The sequence below is a fragment of the Ensifer sp. 2TAB8 genome (assembly GCF_052115125.1).
In the GTDB taxonomy this organism is placed as follows: domain Bacteria; phylum Pseudomonadota; class Alphaproteobacteria; order Rhizobiales; family Rhizobiaceae; genus Ensifer.
Genome location: NZ_JBFRGB010000008.1, coordinates 15857 through 34698, shown reverse-complemented (window position 1 = coordinate 34698; position 18842 = coordinate 15857). Strand labels below are relative to the sequence as shown.

Below are 18842 nucleotides of genomic sequence, written 5' to 3'. Positions count from 1 at the left end.
GGCTGCCCGGAACCGGCTTCGGTTGGCGACCTTCACAGCCGCGGAAAGACGGTCGCCCGCTTGACCGTGCCATAGGCAAAGCTCGTATCGATCGCCGCTATGCCCTCGATGTTATGCAGCTGGGTGCGGACGAATTGCTCGTAGTCCTTGAGGCTCGTCACCAGAACACGCAGCAGATAGTCCGCCTCGCCGGTCATGACGTAGCAATCCTGGATGTTGTCGATCGTTCTCACCTTGCGTTCGAAGGCGGCGACGGAGGCCTCGGAATGGCGCTCCAGCCGGATGCGTACGAAGGCCGTGATCGGCAGGCCATAGGCCTCCTCGTCGACGATCGCCGTATAACCCTTGATGATCTTCGCCTCCTCGAGCAGGCGCAGCCGCCTGAGGCAGGGCGACGGAGACAATGCGACCTTCTCGGACAGGTCCTGATTGGAAAGGCGGCCATCCTTCTGCAGCGCCCAGATGATCTGCATGTCCTTTTCGTCCACTTAGTCCTCCCTGTTGGCAGATTCTGCCAAACGTTTCGCAATGGACAGGTGAAATAGCAAGAAATCAGCAGCGCGAGAAGCATATCATGGGAACCATCCTAGCGATGAGGCCGCACATGACCGACGTGACGTCAGATTTCCAGCAATCGAGAGGCGGATGGCTGTCACCGACGGCCATCGGCTACATCGTGCTTTCCATCGTCGTTCTGGTCTGGGCGGGCTTCGCGCTGACCATGCGGGCAATCGGAGCCTCATCGCTCGCCACCGCCGACGTCGCGCTGATCCGTTTCGCGATCCCGATCATCGCCCTGCTGCCGGCGATCCCGCAGCGATTGTCGGCGCTTCGCAAGGTCAGACCGATGGACGCCGCCATCGTTCTGCTCGGCGGCGTGCCCTTCTTCTTCATCGTCTCCGAAGGCGCGAAGGCAACGTCTGCGGCCTATGTCGGCGCGCTCGTTGCCGGCACCACGCCGCTTTCCGTCGCCCTGCTCGCCTTTCTGCTTGAGCGTAAGGGCGTGCCGAGGAAGCGCTGGCTGCCGCTCGCGCTGATCCTCGCCGGCGTCATCGGCATCGTCGCCGGACAGCAGCATGCGGTAACAGCCGAGACGCTCCGCGGCGTCGGCATGCTTCTGATCGCGAGCCTCATCTGGGGCGCCTATACGATCGGCCTGCGCCGCACCGGGGTGGACGCAATCAGCAACGGATTGCTGCTGTCCATCGGCTCGCTCGTCATCCTCGTCCCGTTGCTGCTCACGGGCGCCGTCACCACACATATCGGGCAGTTCTCCTGGCACCAGGCCCTGCCCTTCATTCTGGTCCAGGGGCTCGGCGTCGGCCTGATCTCGACGGTCGGCTACGCCTTCGCGATCTCGCGGCTCGGCGCCGCCCGGAGCGCGACGATCGGCTCGCTGGCGCCGGCGCTTGCAAGCCTGATGGCCATCCCGATCCTCGGCGAGGCGCTGGCCGTTGCTACCGCGATCGGCATTCTCGTCATCACGACGGGCGTGATCCTGGCAAACCGCCACTAGTTTCATATACGACAGGGGACCAATGATGCTCGCAACTCTGCCAATTGCCGAACCCGATCCGTTATGGGCACTCATCAATGCGTTCCGGCAAGATCGTCGGGCCGACAWGATCGACCTTGTGGTCGGCGTCTATCGCGATGCTTCGGGCCAAACCCCGGTCATGCAGGCCGTTCAGGCTGCGGAAGTGCGCCTTGCTGCCGCCGCCGTCTCCAAGTCCTATGGAGCCCTTTCGGGGAACCTGGCATTCAACGACGGAATGTCGAGACTCCTTCTCGGCGAAGGGGCCGAGGCGCTCGACCGTCAGTGCACGATCCAGACGGTCGGCGGCACCGGCGCACTCAGGATCCTTGCGGATTTCATCGCGCTCGTCTCGCCACAAGCGACGATCTGGAACACCAACCCCGGCTATGTGAACCACCGCCCGATCATGACAGCCGCAGGCCTCAGCGTGCGAACGTTCCGCTGGCATGAGAACGATGCTGGTCTGGATCTCGACACCGTCATCGCGGATCTTGCTGAGGCTCGCCCGGGCGACGTCGTTCTACTGCATGGCTGCTGCCACAACCCGACGGGTATCGATCCGACGCCCGAACAGTGGCGCCGGCTTGTCGGCCTTTGCAAGGACAAGGGACTGATCCCGCTGATCGACATGGCCTATCAGGGCTTCGGTGACGGGATCGAACAGGACGCCGCGGGCCTGCGCCATTTCGCTAAAGAACTCGACACGGTGCTGGTCGCTGCAAGCTGCTCCAAGAACATGGGCCTCTATTGCGAACGCACCGGCGCGGCGATGGTGATCGCGCCCGACCGGGGGCCGCTCGCCAATATTCGCGCGACGCTGGAGAGGATCACGCGGGCCAATTATTCCATGCCGCCGGAGCACGGCGCCGCGATTGCAGCGCAGCTCTTCGAATACCCCGAAACGTGGCTTGCCGAACTGGACACCAGCCGCCGGCGCGTCGCCGATATTCGCCGCGACCTCGCCGATGCGCTTGTTGACTGCGGCGCTCCGGAATTGTTCCAGGCATTGCGCCGGCAAAAAGGCATGTTCTCGCTGCTGCCACTCGACCCGCACCAGATGGACCGGCTTCGCGAGGATTTCGGCGTTTACGGAACGTCGAACGGTCGCATCAACATCGCCGGCCTGTTGCCGCGCGACATCGAGCGGCTGGCGGAAGCGCTGCGGGCGGTTTCAAGCGCTGCGTGCCAGGTTCACGCGGCTTGAGCGGGATGCGGAAATGTGTCGGGCGATCGTGGTCTAGAGCCAGCGCCTGACGCGCGTCTTGTAATCGCGATAGACATCACCAAACTTGCGCTCGAGATAGGCCTCCTCGCGCGCCACGACGCCGTAGCGGATGACGAGATAGAAGGGCACGAGCAGGATCAGCAGCCAGAGGCTGTCGAAGACGATGGAAAAGCCGATCAGGCCCAGGAACATGCCGGTGTAGATCGGATTGCGCGTAAAGCGGTAGGGACCGATTTCGACGATTTTCGATGTCGGCCGGTTGATCTGGATTTCGGTTCCCGCACGGCCGAAGGTCATGGCTGCCCAGATGAGCAGCGCCAATCCTGCGAGAAACACGATGCCACCGACCAGGGCGTCGGGCACCATGGCAGGCACGAACGGCAGCGGGTAGAGCCGATCAAGCACGAGGCCGCCACCCACCGCCAGCACCCAGGCGATCGGCGGGTGCACCACCGCGCCGGACCTGTCAGGCGCATTTCCGGTCGTCTCGTTCATCCGATCAATCCTTGCCGGTTTCGCGTGCGTCGCGCAGGCTTTCCATTTTAACGGAAGCGGACCATTTGCGAAAACCCTTCGAGACGTTATGTGAACAGGCGATCATCGGCCGCGCTGGTCTATGATCGGGGCATAGCTGCAACAGGACGAGACACATGAAAGCACGCGTCAAATGGGTGGAAGACCGGACCTTCGTCGGAGAATCCGGTAGCGGCCACAAAGTCGTATTGGGTACCGCCTTCGGTGAAGAAGGACGCACGCCGGGGCCGAGCCCGATGGAACTGGTGCTGATCGGCACCGGTGGCTGCTCGGCCTATGATGTCGTGCACATCCTGGAAAAGGGCCGCGAGCCAGTCGAAGACTGCGTCGTCGAACTCGATGCCGACCGCGCCGAGACCGAGCCGCGCGTCTTTACCCGCATTCACATGCACTTCATCGTCAAGGGACGTGGGCTCGCGGTCAACAAGGTCGAGCGCGCCGTTTCGCTTTCGATCGAAAAATACTGCTCGGCCTCGGCGATGCTCGCCAAGACCGCGACGATCACGCACGATTTCGAAGTGGTCGACACCAGCGCCGGCTGAGACCCGACGCGGCACTCGCATCCCAGAGGTGCGAGCGGCATCAACGACCGGGACGCGCGCGGTCGCTATCGTCGCGCCGGCTGAAACAGCTCGACGACATTTCCGGAGGGGTCGATCAACAGGATCTGCGCCCCGCCGGGACCGGTTACGATGTCATTGCGGAACATGACACCGGCGCGGCGCAGCCGCTCCACTTCGGCGTCGAGGTCATCGACGATGAGATGGATGCGGTTCCAGCCGCCCGGCGCTGGCTGTTCGCCGTCCGGCATCGGCCTGCCGGCCGAACTCGTCGGTCCACTGAGCAGCAGCCGTAGCGCACCGCGCTGGACATCCGCGAAGGCCGGCGCGTAGCTCGACAGCAGCAAAAAGCCGAGATGGGTCGTGTACCAGGCGACCGCCGCCTCCACGTCGTCGACCATGTAACGGACGTTGACCGTTTTCGACATTGCCTTTCCTCCCACTGAATGCGGCCGATGCGGCCCCTCCGCGCATCATTCCGGCAAACCCGCAAGCCGCAGGCCTTCAACATAACGCGCGAGCAAGGCCTCATCCCGATAGGGTGCGCGAGAACCGTATCGTTCGATCGAGAATTCCGGATTGAGCTTCAGGAGTTCGGCAGCGGCACGACGTGCGTCCTGCAGCCGCCCGAGTTGCGCGTAGGTTGCGGCGAGCAATCGATAGGCCGAACCAAGATCGGCCATCTTTTCCAGGAGCGCCAACGCCTCTGCGTATTGGCCCGAGAGATATTTCGCGGCAGCGACGTTCCAGAAATACCAGTCGGGGCGACTGGGGTTCAGCCGCAGGGCCAGCTCTCCGATCCTGATCGCGTCTTGAAGAAGACCGAGATAGCCCAGGGCATCGCAATACTCCGCGAGCAAATCGCAATTGTTGGGCGCCAGTTCGCGACCGCGCTCGTAGCACCCGATGGCCCGCTCAGCCTCGCGCCTCCACAGGTGCACGACGCCGAGCGCCCAGTGCACGTCGGCGTCGCGGGGGCTACGCTCCAGCGCCTTGTTTGCCCAGGCGAAGGCATTGGCGAGCGTGGTTTCCATGTCAACGCGCTCGTTCCACTTCAGCTTGCGGATCTCCAGCCAGGCCAGCCCGAGATAGCCGCGCGCATAAGCCGGATCAGCGTCAATCGCTGCCAGGAACATCTCCTTCGCCAACCTGCCCTCATCCGGTTTCAGGCTCATTTCAATGTGTCGACCACGCAGATAGAAATCGTAGGCGCTCGACCCTTTGAGCGGCTCGGCGAGAACCCTGTATCGTTCAGCTTCTTCGATTTTGACATTCAAGGCGGCCGGAATCGAGCGGGACAACTCGTCCTGGACGTCAAACATGTCGACGAGCTCGAAATCGTATTTCTCCGCCCAGATGTGTTCGCCAGTGGCGTTCGTCAGGCTCGTATTGACCCGGATACGGTCGCCACCGCGCCTGACGCTGCCTTCCAGCGTGTAGTAGCTGGCTGATGCTTGGTGTTGCGGCTCGACGCGCGGCACCCGAACAATCACGTTCAGCCCGGAGAAGCGCGACAATGCTGCGACGACATCCTGCGTTATGCCGGCCGCGAAATACTCCTGGTCAGGATTGCCGCTCAGATTTGCGAAGCGCGACACATGGAGAAGCGTCCGACCCGACTTGACCGGGGGATTTTCTCGCACCTCTTGTGATGGTGGCGCCATGAGTGCGGCAGGCCCAGACCCGGCGGCGTCGATGGAGACATTGTAGATGTGGACGGGGCGACCGATGTTCTTCAATGCCTGCTCGCCCGCATCCTCGAAGCGGATGCCCAGGCGACCGCCCAAGGTGTCGTGGACCGAGGAGGAGACGGATACACCACCCGGTTTGGCGAGACCCTCGATGCGCGCCGCCACATTGACGCCGTCGCCATAGACGTCGCCGTCTTCAAACAGGATGTCGCCAATGTTGATCCCGATGCGAAATTCTATCCGGCGATCCGCGTCTATGCCTGCGTTTCTGCTCCGCATTCCCCGCTGGATCTCGACCGCGCAGAGAACTGCGTCTTCCACAGCACGGAATTCCACCAGCATGCCGTCGCCGATGAGCTTGACGATGCGCCCGCGATGCGCGGCGACCTCGAGGTCCCAAAGCTCCTGTCGATGAGCCATCAGGGCCGCAAGCGTACCCTTCTCGTCGAGCTCCATCAGCCGGCTATAGCCGGCAACGTCCGCGGCCATGATGACGGATAGCTTTTGTTCCATCGGCGCCCCCGGGCTCCTGCAACCATATGGATAGCACATCCAGACGCGCAGGGCACCGAAAGAGCCGTCGTCCGGCGGCAAGGATCCCTTGGAGGGAGTGTTTTAGCCGCCAGGCAGCCGATGGCCGCCGGGCTGCTCAATCCCTGTAGAAGTTGCGCTGCCAGCGGTGGGCGCTCAGCTTTGCACGCTGCGCGTCCGGCAAGCCGGCACCGTCGCCGATGGCGCAATTGCGCTCGACATTACGGACCGAGCGCATGCCGGGAATGACGGTCGACACAGCCGGGTGGCTGAGCACAAAGCGCAGAGCCGTTTCGGCAAGTGCATCCGGGGCGATCTGCAGGTCCCCGACGATCTTCTGCGTGCGTTCCTCTACCTCGCGCTTGCGCTCGCCACGGAAGTACGTCTCGCGAAAATCGCCCTCGGGGAAGACCGTGTCGGAACGGATCTGCCCGGTCAGGCCGCCTTCGTCGAGCGCCACACGGACGATGACGCCGACATTGTGCTTGAGGCACGCGGGCAGCAGCTTTTCTTCCGGCGCCTGTTCGAAGATGTTGTAGATCACCTGGACGCTGTCGACGACGCCGGTCTCGATCAGCCGGAGCGCATTGTCCGGCTCGTAGTCGTTGATCGAAACACCGAAGAAGCGGATCTTGCCGTCGCGCTTCAGCCGTTCGACCGCCTCCAGCCAGTCGCCGCGGCCGACCCATTCGTCCGACCAGACATGGAACTGCTGCACGTCGATCGTCTCGACGCCGAGGTTACGCAGGCTCGTCTCGGTGCAGGCGATCACATGGTCGGCCGGAAAGGTCTGCTCGGCCGGCGTACCGGCATGGGCGGGCCATTGCATGTTCTTCGGCGGGATCTTGGTCGCGACATGGATGGTCTCCGAGCGCTCGCGCAACAAAGCCCCGATCAGCTTTTCGCTGTGGCCCTGGCCGTAACCAAGCGCCGTATCGATGAAGTTGAGGCCGAGATCGACGGCACGGTTGAGCGCGCGGGCGGATTCGTCGTCGCGCGCTCCCTGCCAATGGCTCTTGCCGATGCCCCAAGCGCCATAGCCGATTTCGGAAACGCGAAGGCCGCCACGGCCGAAGGTTCTGTAGTGCATGATGAGCTCGCTGATATTGGAAGGAGGCGGGATGTCGCCGGTTATCTAGGGTGTGGCCGCCCTTCGTCAACCGTGGCTGTATCGTCGATGCCCGGAGATTTCGAGGGACACTACGCGCGTCCTCGTCGCGCTACGCGAGAAACCAGAAGAAAACCGCCGACAGGAAGATAAATGCAAGCACCAGTCCCATGAACTGTCGCATGGCTTCACTGGTGTTGTCGCCGAGCACGGCCAGCCACACCGGCCCGCCGGCACCATCTTCGTCGCGCATATTCTGGGCGGCAGGCAGCTTGCCAAGTTTGAGCGAAGGACGGCTATAGTCGTGCGGAGGCGGTTGGTGGTTGCGATCGGGGGCAAGATCGCCTGCAAGGTCGGGCGCGACCAGGCCACCGTCGCCCGCGTCGACGATCTGCGCCTGCTCTGCTTCATTGGTCGGCCGGCTGCGCACTTCGTCGCCTTCTGCCCGGCGGAGACGTCCCGCACCATGGTGAAACGCCCATCGCGGTGTTTTCGGTTCCACATTGGATTTCGACTGACGGATAGACATCGAAACCTCCTGGCGGCTCAACGATCCGGCGGGCACTTTGTTCCGCAGGGCCGGACCGCGCCACGCGCCAAAGTTCATTTCGAGGCATGTGCGGAGGCTGAAAACAAAAGAGCCCGCCGCGGGAGGAGCGGCAGGCTCTTAGAAAACCGATCAGCAGCCTTAGGAGGAGGAGTGGCGCTGATCTCGCAAACGACCTTTGGGAGGAGGAGAAGGTCGTTCGCCTGTCGAAGCTCTGCGGGAGGAGGTGCATCGCTTCGATGATTTGAATATACAGGGATCGCGCCGAAATCGTAGACGGGATTTCGCAAGCCAGCCATGCGCCCCGCGCAACACGATGCCAGACCCCGCACCATTCCCCCTCGTTCATCACGCCATTTCGATTTTACTCCACCAAGCGCGACCATTAGGCTTCTGCCCGAAACCTGACGGGAGAGAGACCAATGAAAAGCGGACTTGCAGCCCTCGCATTCGTCCTGGCCTGCTCCGGAGCGGCCCATGCTCAGGACACCAGCATGAGTTTCTTCGTCACCAGCGTGAACCCGGGAAAGGGCGGCGATCTCGGCGGGCTCGCAGGCGCCGACGCCTATTGCGACGCCTTGGCAAAGACGGCCGGATCGACCGGCAAGACCTGGAAGGCCTACCTGTCCACCGATAGCGAAAATGCAAAGGACAGGATCGGCAAGGGGCCATGGTACAACGCCAAGGGCGAGAAGATCGCCGACGACGTCGCTTCCCTGCACAGCGACAAGAACAACCTCACCAAACAGACCGCGCTCAACGAGAAGGGCGAGATCATCAACGGTCGCGGCGACACCCCCAACCGCCATGACATCCTGACCGGCTCAAAGGCGGATGGCACCGCCGCACCGGATACCTGCGGCAACTGGACGATGGGCGGCGCCGACGGCGCGGCGATCGTCGGCCACAGCGACCGCACGGGCCTGAACGATTCCGCCCAAGCGAAATCCTGGAACTCGTCGCACGCGACGCGAGGCGGATGCACCGTGGAAGCCTTCAAGGGTACGGGCGGCGAAGGCCTGTTCTATTGCTTCGCCGCGAACTGAGGGCTGGGGAGAAGTACGTAACCTTCTCTCTCTCTCTCTCTCTCTCTCTCTCTCTCTCTCTCTCTGCCGCGTCGTCATCTGGGCGATGCCAGGCAAAGGCACGGCTCCCCCAACGGCCTTCGAGGGGCCTTGCTTAGTTTTCCATGAAAGCGCGAGCCATGCTGTCGCGGATCGGCTTCGTGAGATAATCGAAGAAGGTCCGCTCCGCCGTTTGGATGAGGATTTCAGCCGGCATGCCCGGCGTCACGGCGAAGTTATGGACCCTTGCGAGCTCACTTGCCGGCAGGCTGACGCGGGCGAGGTAAACCTCGCGCGTACCATCCTGCGTCTGCACGGGTAACGCATCGGCGGACAGGTAGAAAACCTGGCCGTTCAGCACCGGCGTCGTGCGCTGGTTAAGCGCCGTCAGGCGTACGGTTGCCTTCTCGCCGACCTTGATGTTGTCGATCTCGGTGCGCAGGACCTGCGCCTCGATGATGAGGGGCACATCGGCCGGCAGGATTTCCATGATCGGCTTGCCGCTTTCGATGACGCCGCCTGACGTGTGGTAGTGCATCCGGATGACCGTGCCGGTCACCGGTGCATTGATCGTCGCGCGGCGCAGCACGTTGGTCGCCCCGCGCAACTGCTCGCGCACGGTGTCCAGTTCGGCTTCAGCTTTCTGCAACTCGTCGAGCGCCGCCTCTTTGTAGCTCTCTTCCGTCTGGTTGACCTGTTGCTCCTGCTTCAGGATCTGTGCACCCGTTTCCGAGACTTCGGACATCAGCCTCCCGATCTGACCTTCGGCATCGGCGATCGCACGCTGGATGGTCTTGATCTCCGTCTTGCGGATCAGGTCTTTTGCCAGCAGCACTTTCTTGCCGGCATATTCCTCGTCGAGAAGGGCGCGCTGCTCGCGGACCGCCTTCAGCTGCTCCTGAAAGCCTTCGGAACGGAACTCCAGGCTCTCGATGTTGCGCTTCAACAGACCAATATCGCTGTCGAGCTTGCTTCTCCAGGTCTGGAAATTGAGCTGCTGGCTTTGCACGATCGGGCGGATCTCCGGGTCATCCTTCAGATGCTCCGTGATCGCCTCCGGCAGCGCGATCTCCTTGAGACCGTGGGCCTGTGCGTTCAGTCGAGCAACAATCGCCTCCAACCGTGCCCGCCGCAGGAAGAACTGGCGTTCGTTCGCCTGTGCCGCTGTCTCGTCCAGGCGGATCAACGGCTGGTCTGCCGTAACGTGATCCCCCTCACTGACCAGGATTTCCTTGATGATCCCGCCTTCGAAATGCTGGATCACCTTGTTCTGGCCCGTCGCGACGAAACTTCCCTGGGCGATGATCGCCGCAGCCAACGGTGCGGTAACAGCCCAGGCACCAAAACCGCCGAATGTGACACCGATCAGCACAAAGCCGATCAACGTGTGTTGCCAGATGGAGCGCGGAACCTCCGCGTACCATGTCAGGTCCTGTATTTTGGCTGCGTCCGTCATGTTCGCCTACGGAAGTTGGGGCTGGTCGAGTGGGTTGCCTTCGGTGTTCACCCCGCGGGAAGCCAGCGCCTTGAGAACATCCTGCCGATGGCCGAAGAGGGCCACCGTGCCGTTGACCAGGAGCAGCACCTTGTCGACGCTGTTGAGAAGCGCTGGGCGCTGCGTGATGGTGATGACCGTGATCTTCTCACGCTTTGCATGTGTCAGCGCGCGGGTGAGCGCCGTTTCGCCGGATGTGTCCAGATTGGAATTCGGCTCGTCGAGCACAACCATGCGCGGATTGCCGAAGAAGGCACGAGCAAGCGCGACGCGCTGCTTCTGGCCGCCCGACAACGGCGAGCCGTCGGCCGCGACGACGGTTTCGTATCCGTGCGGCAGCATGGCGATCATGTCGTGCACGTCGGCGAGCTTGGCAGCGGCATAGATCTCCGCATCGGTGGCATCCTCGCGCATGCGAGCGATGTTCGCCTTGATCGTTCCCGGGAAGAGTTGGACGTCCTGCGGCAGATAACCAATGCTCTCGCCGAACTGGCGCTGGTCCCAGTTCCTCAAGTCCATGAGGTCGAGACGCACGGCGCCCGACGTTGGCAGGATGGAGCCGACGAGCATCTTGCCAAGCGTCGTCTTGCCCGCGCCTGAACTGCCGATGACCGCCAGCGAGTCACCCGGTTCCAGTGCGAAAGTGATCCCGTTCAGCACGACGCGCTTGGTGCCCTGCGGAACGAAGAGCAGCCGCTCGACGTCGAGGCGTCCTTCAGGGCGCGGCAGCTTCAACCGTTCGAAATTGAGCGGCGACGTATGCAGCAGCGCGGAGATGCGACCGTAGGCGGCGCGTGCCTGGATCACCTGGTGCCAGCCTTCGATTGCCGCCTCGATCGGGCCGAGCGCGCGGCCGGCGATGATCGAAGCCGAGATCACCATGCCCCCGGTCAGGTGACCGTGCAGCGCCAGGTTCGCGCCCCAGCCGAGCATCGTCACCTGGGTAAGCAGCCGCACCGCCTTGGAAAGCGATGCGAAGGCGATGTTGCGGTCCTGCGCCAGAACCTGTGCCTTCAGCGAGCCGGCCATGTCCTTGCCCCAGATGTGTACGGCTTCGGGGATCATCGCCAGCGCATTGATGATCTGCGAGTTGCGTGACATCGAATCGAGGTGAAGGTTCGCCTTGGTCTGGTAGTTGGTCGCCTCCCCGAAGCCCGCGGCGGTCGCCCGCTGGTTCAGGAGGGTCACGATCAGCAGAAGAAAGGCCGAAGTGATGACGATCGCGCCGAGATGCGGATGGATGAGGAACACCGCCAACACGAAGAACGGAGCGATCGGCGCATCGAGAAAGGAAAGCAGCGTGCCCGATACCAGGAAGGCGCGAAGTTGCTGCAGATCGCCAAGTGTTTGATATTCACGTCCGTTGCTGTGCAGGGCCGCTCGTGCGGCAGCGCTCAGGATCGGCGCGCCGAGCTGGGCGGCGACCTCCACCGCCGTGCGCATCAGGATCATGCGACGGATGCCGTCAAAGATCGTCTGCAGCACAACTGCGCCGACGATCAGGGCCGTTAGCATCACCAGCGTGTCGATCGACCGGCTGGTCAGCACCCGGTCCGAGATCTGGAACAGATAGACCGGTATCGCAAGCACGAGCACGTTGGTGGCGATCGTGAAAACCATGACGATCATCAGGTTCTGTCTGATCGCCTTGAGGCCCGCCTTCAGGCTCGCGGTGAAATCTACAGCTCCAAGACGTTTGTGAAAGACACCCGCGCCACCAGCACCGCCACCACCATTACCATTGCCCCCGCTGCCGTTCGAAGTCCCGCCGTCCTTGGCGGCTGGACGCGGCTCCGCCTTGATCGGCCCGCGGTCACCATCGATCACGACCATGCCGGACGGTGTGTTCCTGTCCTTCATTTCGGCCGTCGGCCAGACGACCGGCTTCTCGAAGCGGGGTTCGGGCTTGCGCTGCTCCTGCGGCGGCCGCTGTTCCGCCGACATGCGATCGCGCAGCGCCGAGAGCGTTTCTACCTTTGCCGGGGTTTCGACCCTCGGGGGCCACGCGCGCTGTGCGGGGTTGCCAGCCTGCGCGGCATTGGCTGCTGGAGGCGCAGCATTCGTCGTCGGCATCGGATTGATTGGCCGGGGCGCAATGTTCGTCGGCGGCGGAGTTGTGCTGGCGGCCGGAGGCGTGGGGCCTGCAGCCTTTGCCCCCGGGCCTGGAACGGGTACCCCGCCGGGATTTGCAGACCTCTGATTTTCGCTGGCGCCGTCGGTCGCTGCTCTGCGTAGTTGATCTGCCACCCCGTCGATCTCCTTGACAGCTCTGTCCAGAATGTTCTCCTGATGGTCAAGTCTGCGAAGGAACCGCTGCTGAACGGTTTGCGCATCCGACCATCCGGCCTGCCGCGGCTTCCCATCGGCGTCCGCAGAAGGTGAATTTCCGACTTCGGTAACGTCTTGCCGCGACGGGTCGGTGCGGTCGGTCATGGAATCCTCCCGCGCCCGTTCACGCGACCATGCTGTGCATGGGATCGACGCTGGCCGTGTCTATCGTGTGCATAGCCGGGTTCGGCGATGCGTGGTCCTGTGTCTGATGGCCGGTATCCGGGCTCAGCATGCCATCGCCAAGGAAGACGACCGCCTCGCTCGCCAGCGCATTCGGATCCTGCCCTCCCAGGAATGGCTCGTTCTTGATCAGTTCGGCCTGGACCAGCACCTCGTCAGAATAGATGCCGCCCCCGGCATAGATGGACTTGCCGGTATCCACATCGACGATGCCGGCATAGTTCATCAGGGCGTTCTTGCCGGTCGAGATAGTCCAGTCCGCATCCGGACGTGCCGCCAGCGCGTTCATCGCCAGCGTCACCTGGTCGCTGTCGCCCAGAATATTGGTCTGCTGGATGTAGTTGAGGCTGAGCAGGTCTCCGGAAATATAGAGTATTCTCAGGCCCATCAGTCCGGCGAAGGCGGCATCGTGCATGAAATCCTTCGACGACGGATTCTTGCCTTCGGAAAGGTCCTGCAGGGCCGAAAGATAGCTTTCCGGCATCGGGTTTACCGGACCCGCGCCACCGGCCTCAACGATGCTGGCATAGTTCCAAAGGAGGTTGCCGCCCGTCGAGACGGATCCGTGACCGCTCATATGGAAGCCACCGACGGCCCCGATGAAATCGTTGTCGAGCAGGATGTTGGTCTGCTGGATGATGTTGGCGTCAAAGACGTTTCCACCGACGAAGACCAGATCGTAGCGGTATCCCAATTCCAACAGCGAGAGTTGGTTGGCAGCGGTGTTGTCGCCGGCGATGACCGAGAGCTTGGACCCGGAAGCCGCAAGGATGGCCGTGTCGTTGTCGGACATAAAAGTGAATTGCTGATGCCAATTCACCATCATCAGGTCGCCCTTGATCTCGGTGATGGCCCAGGCCTTGGGAAAGACATTCGTCTCGTTCTGCGCGGTCTGCGTCGGTTCGACGTGCTTGAACGACGCGATATTGAACGCCTCGGTCGCCTTCTCTGCGCCCAGGCTCCCACCGGTGAGCGTAGCGCCCACAGCGTCATTGTCGGAATAGACGTTGGTCTGGATGATGGCGTTGAGCTGGACGTGATCGCCCGCGACCGCAAGCACATTCGATTGCAGCCAGTTGCCTGTGATGACGACCTCGTTGACCAGCGTGTTGCTGCCGGCATCCAGCTCGACCGAAGCTGCGATCGGAACGGTACCTCCGCCGTGCGCGACGGCACCGCTGGCCTCCTTCGGGCCGTTGGTCAGTTCAGGCTGGTCGGGCGTGCTCGACGGTTCGTCGGGGTTCGGCAGATGATCCTTGAGGACCGGCGCCGTCTCAACCAGCTCACCGTTGACATAGATGCCTTCCAGCGTGTCGCCCTTGGCGACGAATTGGCTGGCGGACAGTCCGTCCACCTGTCCCGTATCGTCAGGAGAATAGGCATCAAGCGTCGCGGCGGTCGTCGTAACCAGGCTGGCGATCGTTGCGCCGGAACCGGCAACGTCCACGGAGCCGAGTGGCGAAACCTGCTGCGCGGCGTCGATGAGTTGGGCCATCGTCGCGCTATCGTCGATATGCAGGCCGGATTTCAATCCGTGCCCACCCATGTCGACGAAATCGTTGTCGGAGAGCTCGACAGTCTGCTGGCTGTAGACCACGACCGACCCCGGAGGATTGATGATGTGCGGGGTGGCGGCATAGGACGCCTTGAAGGACCACGTCTGCAGGACACCTTCAGGACTGCTGCTACCAATCACGCCTTCTGTGAGCGGGTACTCCGGAAAAGGCAAACCGGCATATCCACTCGGAACAGGCCCGTAGATGTCCATATCGAGCGGGCGGTAGGGAACGTCAGGATTGAAGTCGTCGAGATCGTAGGGAGCCTGCGCCTTGACGGGCGCGGCCTCGATGTCCTTCGGATCCTTGTGAACTTCGCGCGTCGGGTCGAATTTCTCGTGTGCTTCGCGTACGCGAGCATCTTCGGTCGAGAGCTGGAAAAGACCGATGAAATGGGCGATGGTTTCGGAGATTTTCGCGGAGTACATGGTCAGGGCCTCCTTTTTGTAGCCGGTAGTGCCCCTTAGCGTATCGGGTCATGACGGGCTGCGCGGGTACCCGCGCAGCCCTGTTCGAAGCCGATTGCGAACCGTAGAACCGGCCGCGGCACCTGACGATCAGGAGTTGTCGTCGTGACCGATTACGTCCGCATGGTAGTCGCCACCGACGACCGTCATGTCGATCGTGTTGCCTTGCAGGTTCGCGCCAAGCACGATCTGCTGGTTGAAGGCATTGGTGTCGATCGTCGCATCTGCCGTCGCCTGGGAGAGGCCCTCGACCACAGAGTCGCCGCCGTTGTACGAGCCCCACATGCCGGCATTGCCGCCCGTGCCGCCATCGCCGTTGGTCGCGAAGCCACCGTTGCCGCCAGCACCACCGTCACCGCCCCAGGCGTCGCCACCATAGGCCGCACCACCGTCGCCGCCGCCGGCCCACGAACCCGTGAGAGCGAGGCCGCCGAGACCATGACCACCGGTCGCTGCGCCGCCGGTTCCGTCGCCGCCATAGCCGTCGCCGGTCGTTCCGCCGCTCGCGTCGGCAGCGCCGCCGTAACCGCCGTCACCACCGTAGCCGACGCCTGCGCCGTAGCCGCCACCAGCCCCGAAGCCCGCACCGAGCGCATTGCCGCCGGCACCGGCATCGCCTGAATCGCCACCGTCCGCGCTGCCGGTCCGGCCGAGCGCAACACTGTTGCCATCGCCGCCGGCACCGCCGTCGCCGCCGTCGCCAGCGAAGTTCAGGATCGGCAGGATGAACCCACCAGCATCGCCGCCGTTACCAGCTGCACCGCCGTCACCACCGTCACCATTTCCGCTCTGGACGTTACCGGACTGACCGCCCGCGCCGCCTGAGCTGTCGCCACCGTCGCCGCCGCCTGCTGCGCCGACACCGAGGCCAACACCGAGGCCGAGGCCAACACCGAGACCAGCAGCACCGGCACCACCGGCACCACCAGCGGCGGCACCGCCATTTGCGTCACCGCTGGAGCCATCGGCGCCGACGCCAACGCTGGCTGCAATACCACCAAGGCCATGCCCGCCGGTTGCGTTGCCGTCGTTTTCGGAATGGCCGCCGTCACCCTCGCCGCCTGCAGCGAAGCCACCGATCGTGTGACCGCCATCGCCGCCGTCGCCACCATCGGCATAGGCCTTGCTTCCGCCTGCGCCACCGTCTGCGCCGGACTGGATGCCGTCGCCGGACTTGGCCGTGCCACCCCAGGCGCTGCCGTTCTGGTTCAGCGTACCGCTGTTGTGGATGTTTTCAGCCTTGTCGTCGTCCGACATGATGGCGTTCTGGCTGAAGACGTTGGCAACGTTGTTGTTGCCGTTGAGCGAGTCGTTCAAGATGTCCTTGAAGCTCGTGCTCGCCATGCCGTCGATCTTGGAATGGTCGATGTCGTTGAAGTCGTCGTCGGACGGCTTGTAGCCATCGAGGTCGAGATTGACCTTCACGTCGACGTTGGTCTTGCTGTCGACGTCGACATGGGTGTTCGACGTGTTTTCGTTGTGGTTGGCGTTCAGGTTGCCGTTGGCATTGAAGTTGCCATTACCGTTCAGGTTGGCATTGCCGTTGCCATTGGCGTTACCGTTGGCATTGCCATTACCGTTGCCGTTCAGGTTGCCGTTGCCGTTCAGGTTGCCATTGTAGGATTCGCTGTGCTGCGACTGATCCTGTCCTTGCCCCTGGCCCTGATCCTGGCCCTGGTCCTGACCTTGTCCCTGGTCCTGGCCTTGTCCCTGCCCCTGGAGCTGACCCTGGAGTTCAGCCTGGAGCTGGCCTTGTCCCTGCCCTTGTCCCTGGTCCTGGTCCTGGCTCTGATCCTGGCTCGGGTCCCATGGGAACAGAATGTTCTTGTCCTTACTCATAACGATGACCTCAAGTTGAGGCCGCCATAGCCGAACCGCATTCTTCTCTTACGCGGATTTGGGCCATCGCGGGCTACGGTTGGATTTGATGAAGTTTTGGATCCTCCGAGGCGCTCAAGCGCCTGTATGCCATAATGTGCAATCAACAAAATTTGAGCTGCTCTCCCTCCCACTTGGTCGAGAGGAGCTGGTCAGGTGCTGAAAAAGGGCATTGTCCCATTCGCTGCAGTACTAGCCCTCAATAGGCCTGAACACGTCCTGCTCGCCGGTTGCGGAAAGAAGTCTGTCGAAAACCGACCCGCATTGTAAGTTGTCAGTTCGGGTTAACCTTGGCGGGGTAGCCCGGGCTCGAAATGYGGTCCGCCCAAGGTATTATCTATTAGAATTTTCTTTTAAACGGCATCATTGCATGCATAATTTCCGGCACTGAATGCGTGCGCCGGATAGTCTTATTGGAACAATTTACTGACAACGGGAATGCGCTATTCTGGAACGGAATGGTTCTTGGACAGCAAGTTTTGGCAGGGGCCCATGGCAAGATTTCATGACATCCTTCTTCTGATCGGACAGCTCAACTACACCTGGACCAACACGGAAAGCCTGCTCATCTATCTGATCGCCGGTCTTGCGCGTGTGGACAAGGAAACCGCGATCATCATCTTCCTGACGCTGAACACGACACGAGCGCGGATCGAGCTCGTCGAGCGATTGGCCAAGACAAACAAGACGCCGCCGCACCAGCGGCAGGAAATCCTCGCGCTGACGCAACAGCTCGGTCGGCAGGCGAAGCTTCGCAACAAGTACAGCCACTGTATCTATTCCTTCGACGAGAACGGCGACCAGGCAAGCACGCAGCTGATGGCGATCTTCGACAGCAAGGACACGATCAAGTACGGCAAGATCGAACAGATTAACGAAGCGGAAATCACTCGGATCAACGAAGTCATCGAGCAGCTGCAGGAGGTCAACCGGGAAATCTGGTCGATCGTCGAGCGTTACTCCTTCCCACGCTGATGCGCGCCTAACCCGCGAGGGCTACTGAAAACCATGGGGTGGACCACGTCGCGAAACGGCATGGCCGCAGATTTCGCCTAGCCGGCAGTTGTCGTCCATCCTTATTTCAACCGCATTGTCCCGGCATTCGCGTCGCCAGTGGTGAAGCGGAGGCCATACGCGTGGCTCGAATGTCGGACGATAGGCGTTTCACGAGCCGGGAAGCCCGTATCGATGCTGCTGCACATCGCCTGCTCGACCGCCTTCCGGCGAGCGGCCTCCTCGGCGGCCTGACGGAATTCCTGGTGTTCGGCATCAAGCAGGCCTTCGCGTGCCTTTTCGGCGGCGCCATGCTTGCCCTCATTCTCGCCACGAAATTGTTCTGGCCGCAGGAGATCGGCTTCGCCCGCTACGATTTCCTTTTCCTCGCGGCGTTGGCCATCCAGATTTCCCTGATCGTTTTCAAGCTAGAGACCCTTGCGGAAGCCAAGGTCATCCTGATCTACCACATCGTCGGCACGGTGATGGAGATCTTCAAGACGTCGGTCGGGTCCTGGATCTACCCGGAGCCAAGCATCTTGCGCATCGGCGGCGTTCCCCTGTTCTCGGGTTTCATGTATGCCGCCGTCGGCTCCTATCTGGCGCGCGTGACCCGCATCCTCGACATGCGCTACACCGGCTATCCGCCGCTCTGGGCGACAGTGCTGCTCGCCTTGGCGATCTATGCCAATTTCTTTATGCACCATTTCATGATCGACCTGCGCTATGGTCTGTTCGCGATCACGGCGGCCCTTTTTCTGCGCACGACGGTGCACTACCGCGTCTTCCGGTTTCGCCATCGCATGCCGCTGCTACTCGGCTTCCTGCTGGTCGCCCTGTTCATCTGGTTTGCCGAAAACATCGGCACCTGGTCGCGCGCCTGGATCTACCCCTCGCAGCACAATGCCTGGACCCTGGTTTCTCTCCAGAAGCTCGGCGCCTGGTACCTGCTGATGATCCTGTCCTTCGTGCTGGTCACGCTCGTCCATCGCCCAAAAACACAGGTGGCGACGATGGCAAGCGCAGGGACGCCGGACCTCACGGCGGATGCGGGGAGTGCCGCGGCTTCCGGTTGATTGCAGCGCAAGAGTTGCAAAACACGCCTGCGTGGAAAACGATACCGAATCAATCGCTTTCGCAACGGA

Annotated in this window: 16 protein-coding genes; 6 read left to right on the top strand and 10 right to left on the bottom strand. The window is 62.3% G+C overall.

Features of this window, described 5'->3' with window-relative positions; genetic code table 11:
- Positions 1–32: 32 nt before the first annotated feature.
- Complete coding sequence (locus tag AB4Z53_RS15250; protein WP_057255347.1) at positions 33–488, bottom strand: Lrp/AsnC family transcriptional regulator; 456 nt, start codon at positions 486–488, stop codon at positions 33–35.
- 86 nt (positions 489–574) lie between these two features.
- Between AB4Z53_RS15250 and AB4Z53_RS15245 the strand changes: the two genes are divergently transcribed.
- Entirely contained in the window at positions 575–1516 is a 942-nt protein-coding gene (locus AB4Z53_RS15245) for a DMT family transporter (RefSeq protein WP_441596499.1), read from the top strand.
- Between the two features lie 22 nt (positions 1517–1538).
- Positions 1539–2741, top strand: a complete 1203-nt coding sequence (locus AB4Z53_RS15240; RefSeq protein ID WP_441596498.1) for an aromatic amino acid transaminase — start codon at positions 1539–1541, stop codon at positions 2739–2741.
- Positions 2742–2774: 33 nt separating this feature from the next.
- Here AB4Z53_RS15240 and AB4Z53_RS15235 read toward each other — a convergent pair whose 3' ends face one another.
- Positions 2775–3257: a methyltransferase family protein gene (locus AB4Z53_RS15235; protein WP_113539825.1), complete on the bottom strand. Its 483-nt coding sequence runs from the start codon at positions 3255–3257 to the stop codon at positions 2775–2777.
- A gap of 155 nt (positions 3258–3412) precedes the next feature.
- On the opposite strand from AB4Z53_RS15235, the gene AB4Z53_RS15230 reads away from it, so the two are divergent.
- The gene (locus AB4Z53_RS15230) at positions 3413–3838 is read left to right on the top strand and encodes an OsmC family protein (RefSeq protein WP_060604512.1); all 426 of its coding nucleotides are present in this window, start codon (positions 3413–3415) and stop codon (positions 3836–3838) included.
- A gap of 65 nt (positions 3839–3903) precedes the next feature.
- Here the strand turns inward: AB4Z53_RS15230 and AB4Z53_RS15225 are convergent, their stop codons facing one another.
- The 4 genes from AB4Z53_RS15225 to AB4Z53_RS15210 all read right to left on the bottom strand — a co-directional run bounded on the left by AB4Z53_RS15225 (position 3904) and on the right by AB4Z53_RS15210 (position 7793).
- Positions 3904–4284, bottom strand: coding sequence for a VOC family protein (locus AB4Z53_RS15225; RefSeq protein ID WP_441596497.1), 381 nt, complete (start codon positions 4282–4284; stop codon positions 3904–3906).
- A gap of 45 nt (positions 4285–4329) precedes the next feature.
- On the bottom strand, positions 4330–6060 hold the full coding sequence (locus AB4Z53_RS15220) for an adenylate/guanylate cyclase domain-containing protein (RefSeq protein WP_441596496.1): 1731 nt from the start codon (positions 6058–6060) through the stop codon (positions 4330–4332).
- Between the two features lie 136 nt (positions 6061–6196).
- Positions 6197–7168 (bottom strand): aldo/keto reductase, encoded by a 972-nt coding sequence (locus tag AB4Z53_RS15215; protein ID WP_113539828.1) that lies wholly within the window; start codon positions 7166–7168, stop codon positions 6197–6199.
- A gap of 130 nt (positions 7169–7298) precedes the next feature.
- Positions 7299–7793, bottom strand: coding sequence for a hypothetical protein (locus tag AB4Z53_RS15210; RefSeq protein WP_441596495.1), 495 nt, complete (start codon positions 7791–7793; stop codon positions 7299–7301).
- A 362-nt stretch (positions 7794–8155) separates the two neighbouring features.
- Between AB4Z53_RS15210 and AB4Z53_RS15205 the strand changes: the two genes are divergently transcribed.
- Positions 8156–8779, top strand: a complete 624-nt coding sequence (locus AB4Z53_RS15205) for a hypothetical protein (RefSeq protein ID WP_113539830.1) — start codon at positions 8156–8158, stop codon at positions 8777–8779.
- A 133-nt stretch (positions 8780–8912) separates the two neighbouring features.
- Here AB4Z53_RS15205 and AB4Z53_RS15200 read toward each other — a convergent pair whose 3' ends face one another.
- From AB4Z53_RS15200 to AB4Z53_RS15185, 4 genes are all read right to left on the bottom strand, one after another.
- Positions 8913–10253 (bottom strand): HlyD family type I secretion periplasmic adaptor subunit, encoded by a 1341-nt coding sequence (locus tag AB4Z53_RS15200; RefSeq protein WP_441596494.1) that lies wholly within the window; start codon positions 10251–10253, stop codon positions 8913–8915.
- A 6-nt stretch (positions 10254–10259) separates the two neighbouring features.
- Entirely contained in the window at positions 10260–12365 is a 2106-nt protein-coding gene (locus AB4Z53_RS15195; RefSeq protein WP_441596493.1) for a type I secretion system permease/ATPase, read from the bottom strand.
- A 379-nt stretch (positions 12366–12744) separates the two neighbouring features.
- Positions 12745–14787: a type I secretion protein gene (locus AB4Z53_RS15190; RefSeq protein ID WP_441596492.1), complete on the bottom strand. Its 2043-nt coding sequence runs from the start codon at positions 14785–14787 to the stop codon at positions 12745–12747.
- A 129-nt stretch (positions 14788–14916) separates the two neighbouring features.
- Positions 14917–16665, bottom strand: coding sequence for a hypothetical protein (locus AB4Z53_RS15185; RefSeq protein ID WP_441596491.1), 1749 nt, complete (start codon positions 16663–16665; stop codon positions 14917–14919).
- A 531-nt stretch (positions 16666–17196) separates the two neighbouring features.
- On the opposite strand from AB4Z53_RS15185, the gene AB4Z53_RS15180 reads away from it, so the two are divergent.
- The gene (locus AB4Z53_RS15180) at positions 17197–17679 is read left to right on the top strand and encodes a hypothetical protein (protein WP_162768884.1); all 483 of its coding nucleotides are present in this window, start codon (positions 17197–17199) and stop codon (positions 17677–17679) included.
- A gap of 170 nt (positions 17680–17849) precedes the next feature.
- The gene (locus tag AB4Z53_RS15175; RefSeq protein ID WP_441596490.1) at positions 17850–18773 is read left to right on the top strand and encodes a DUF817 domain-containing protein; all 924 of its coding nucleotides are present in this window, start codon (positions 17850–17852) and stop codon (positions 18771–18773) included.
- Positions 18774–18842 lie beyond the last annotated feature (69 nt).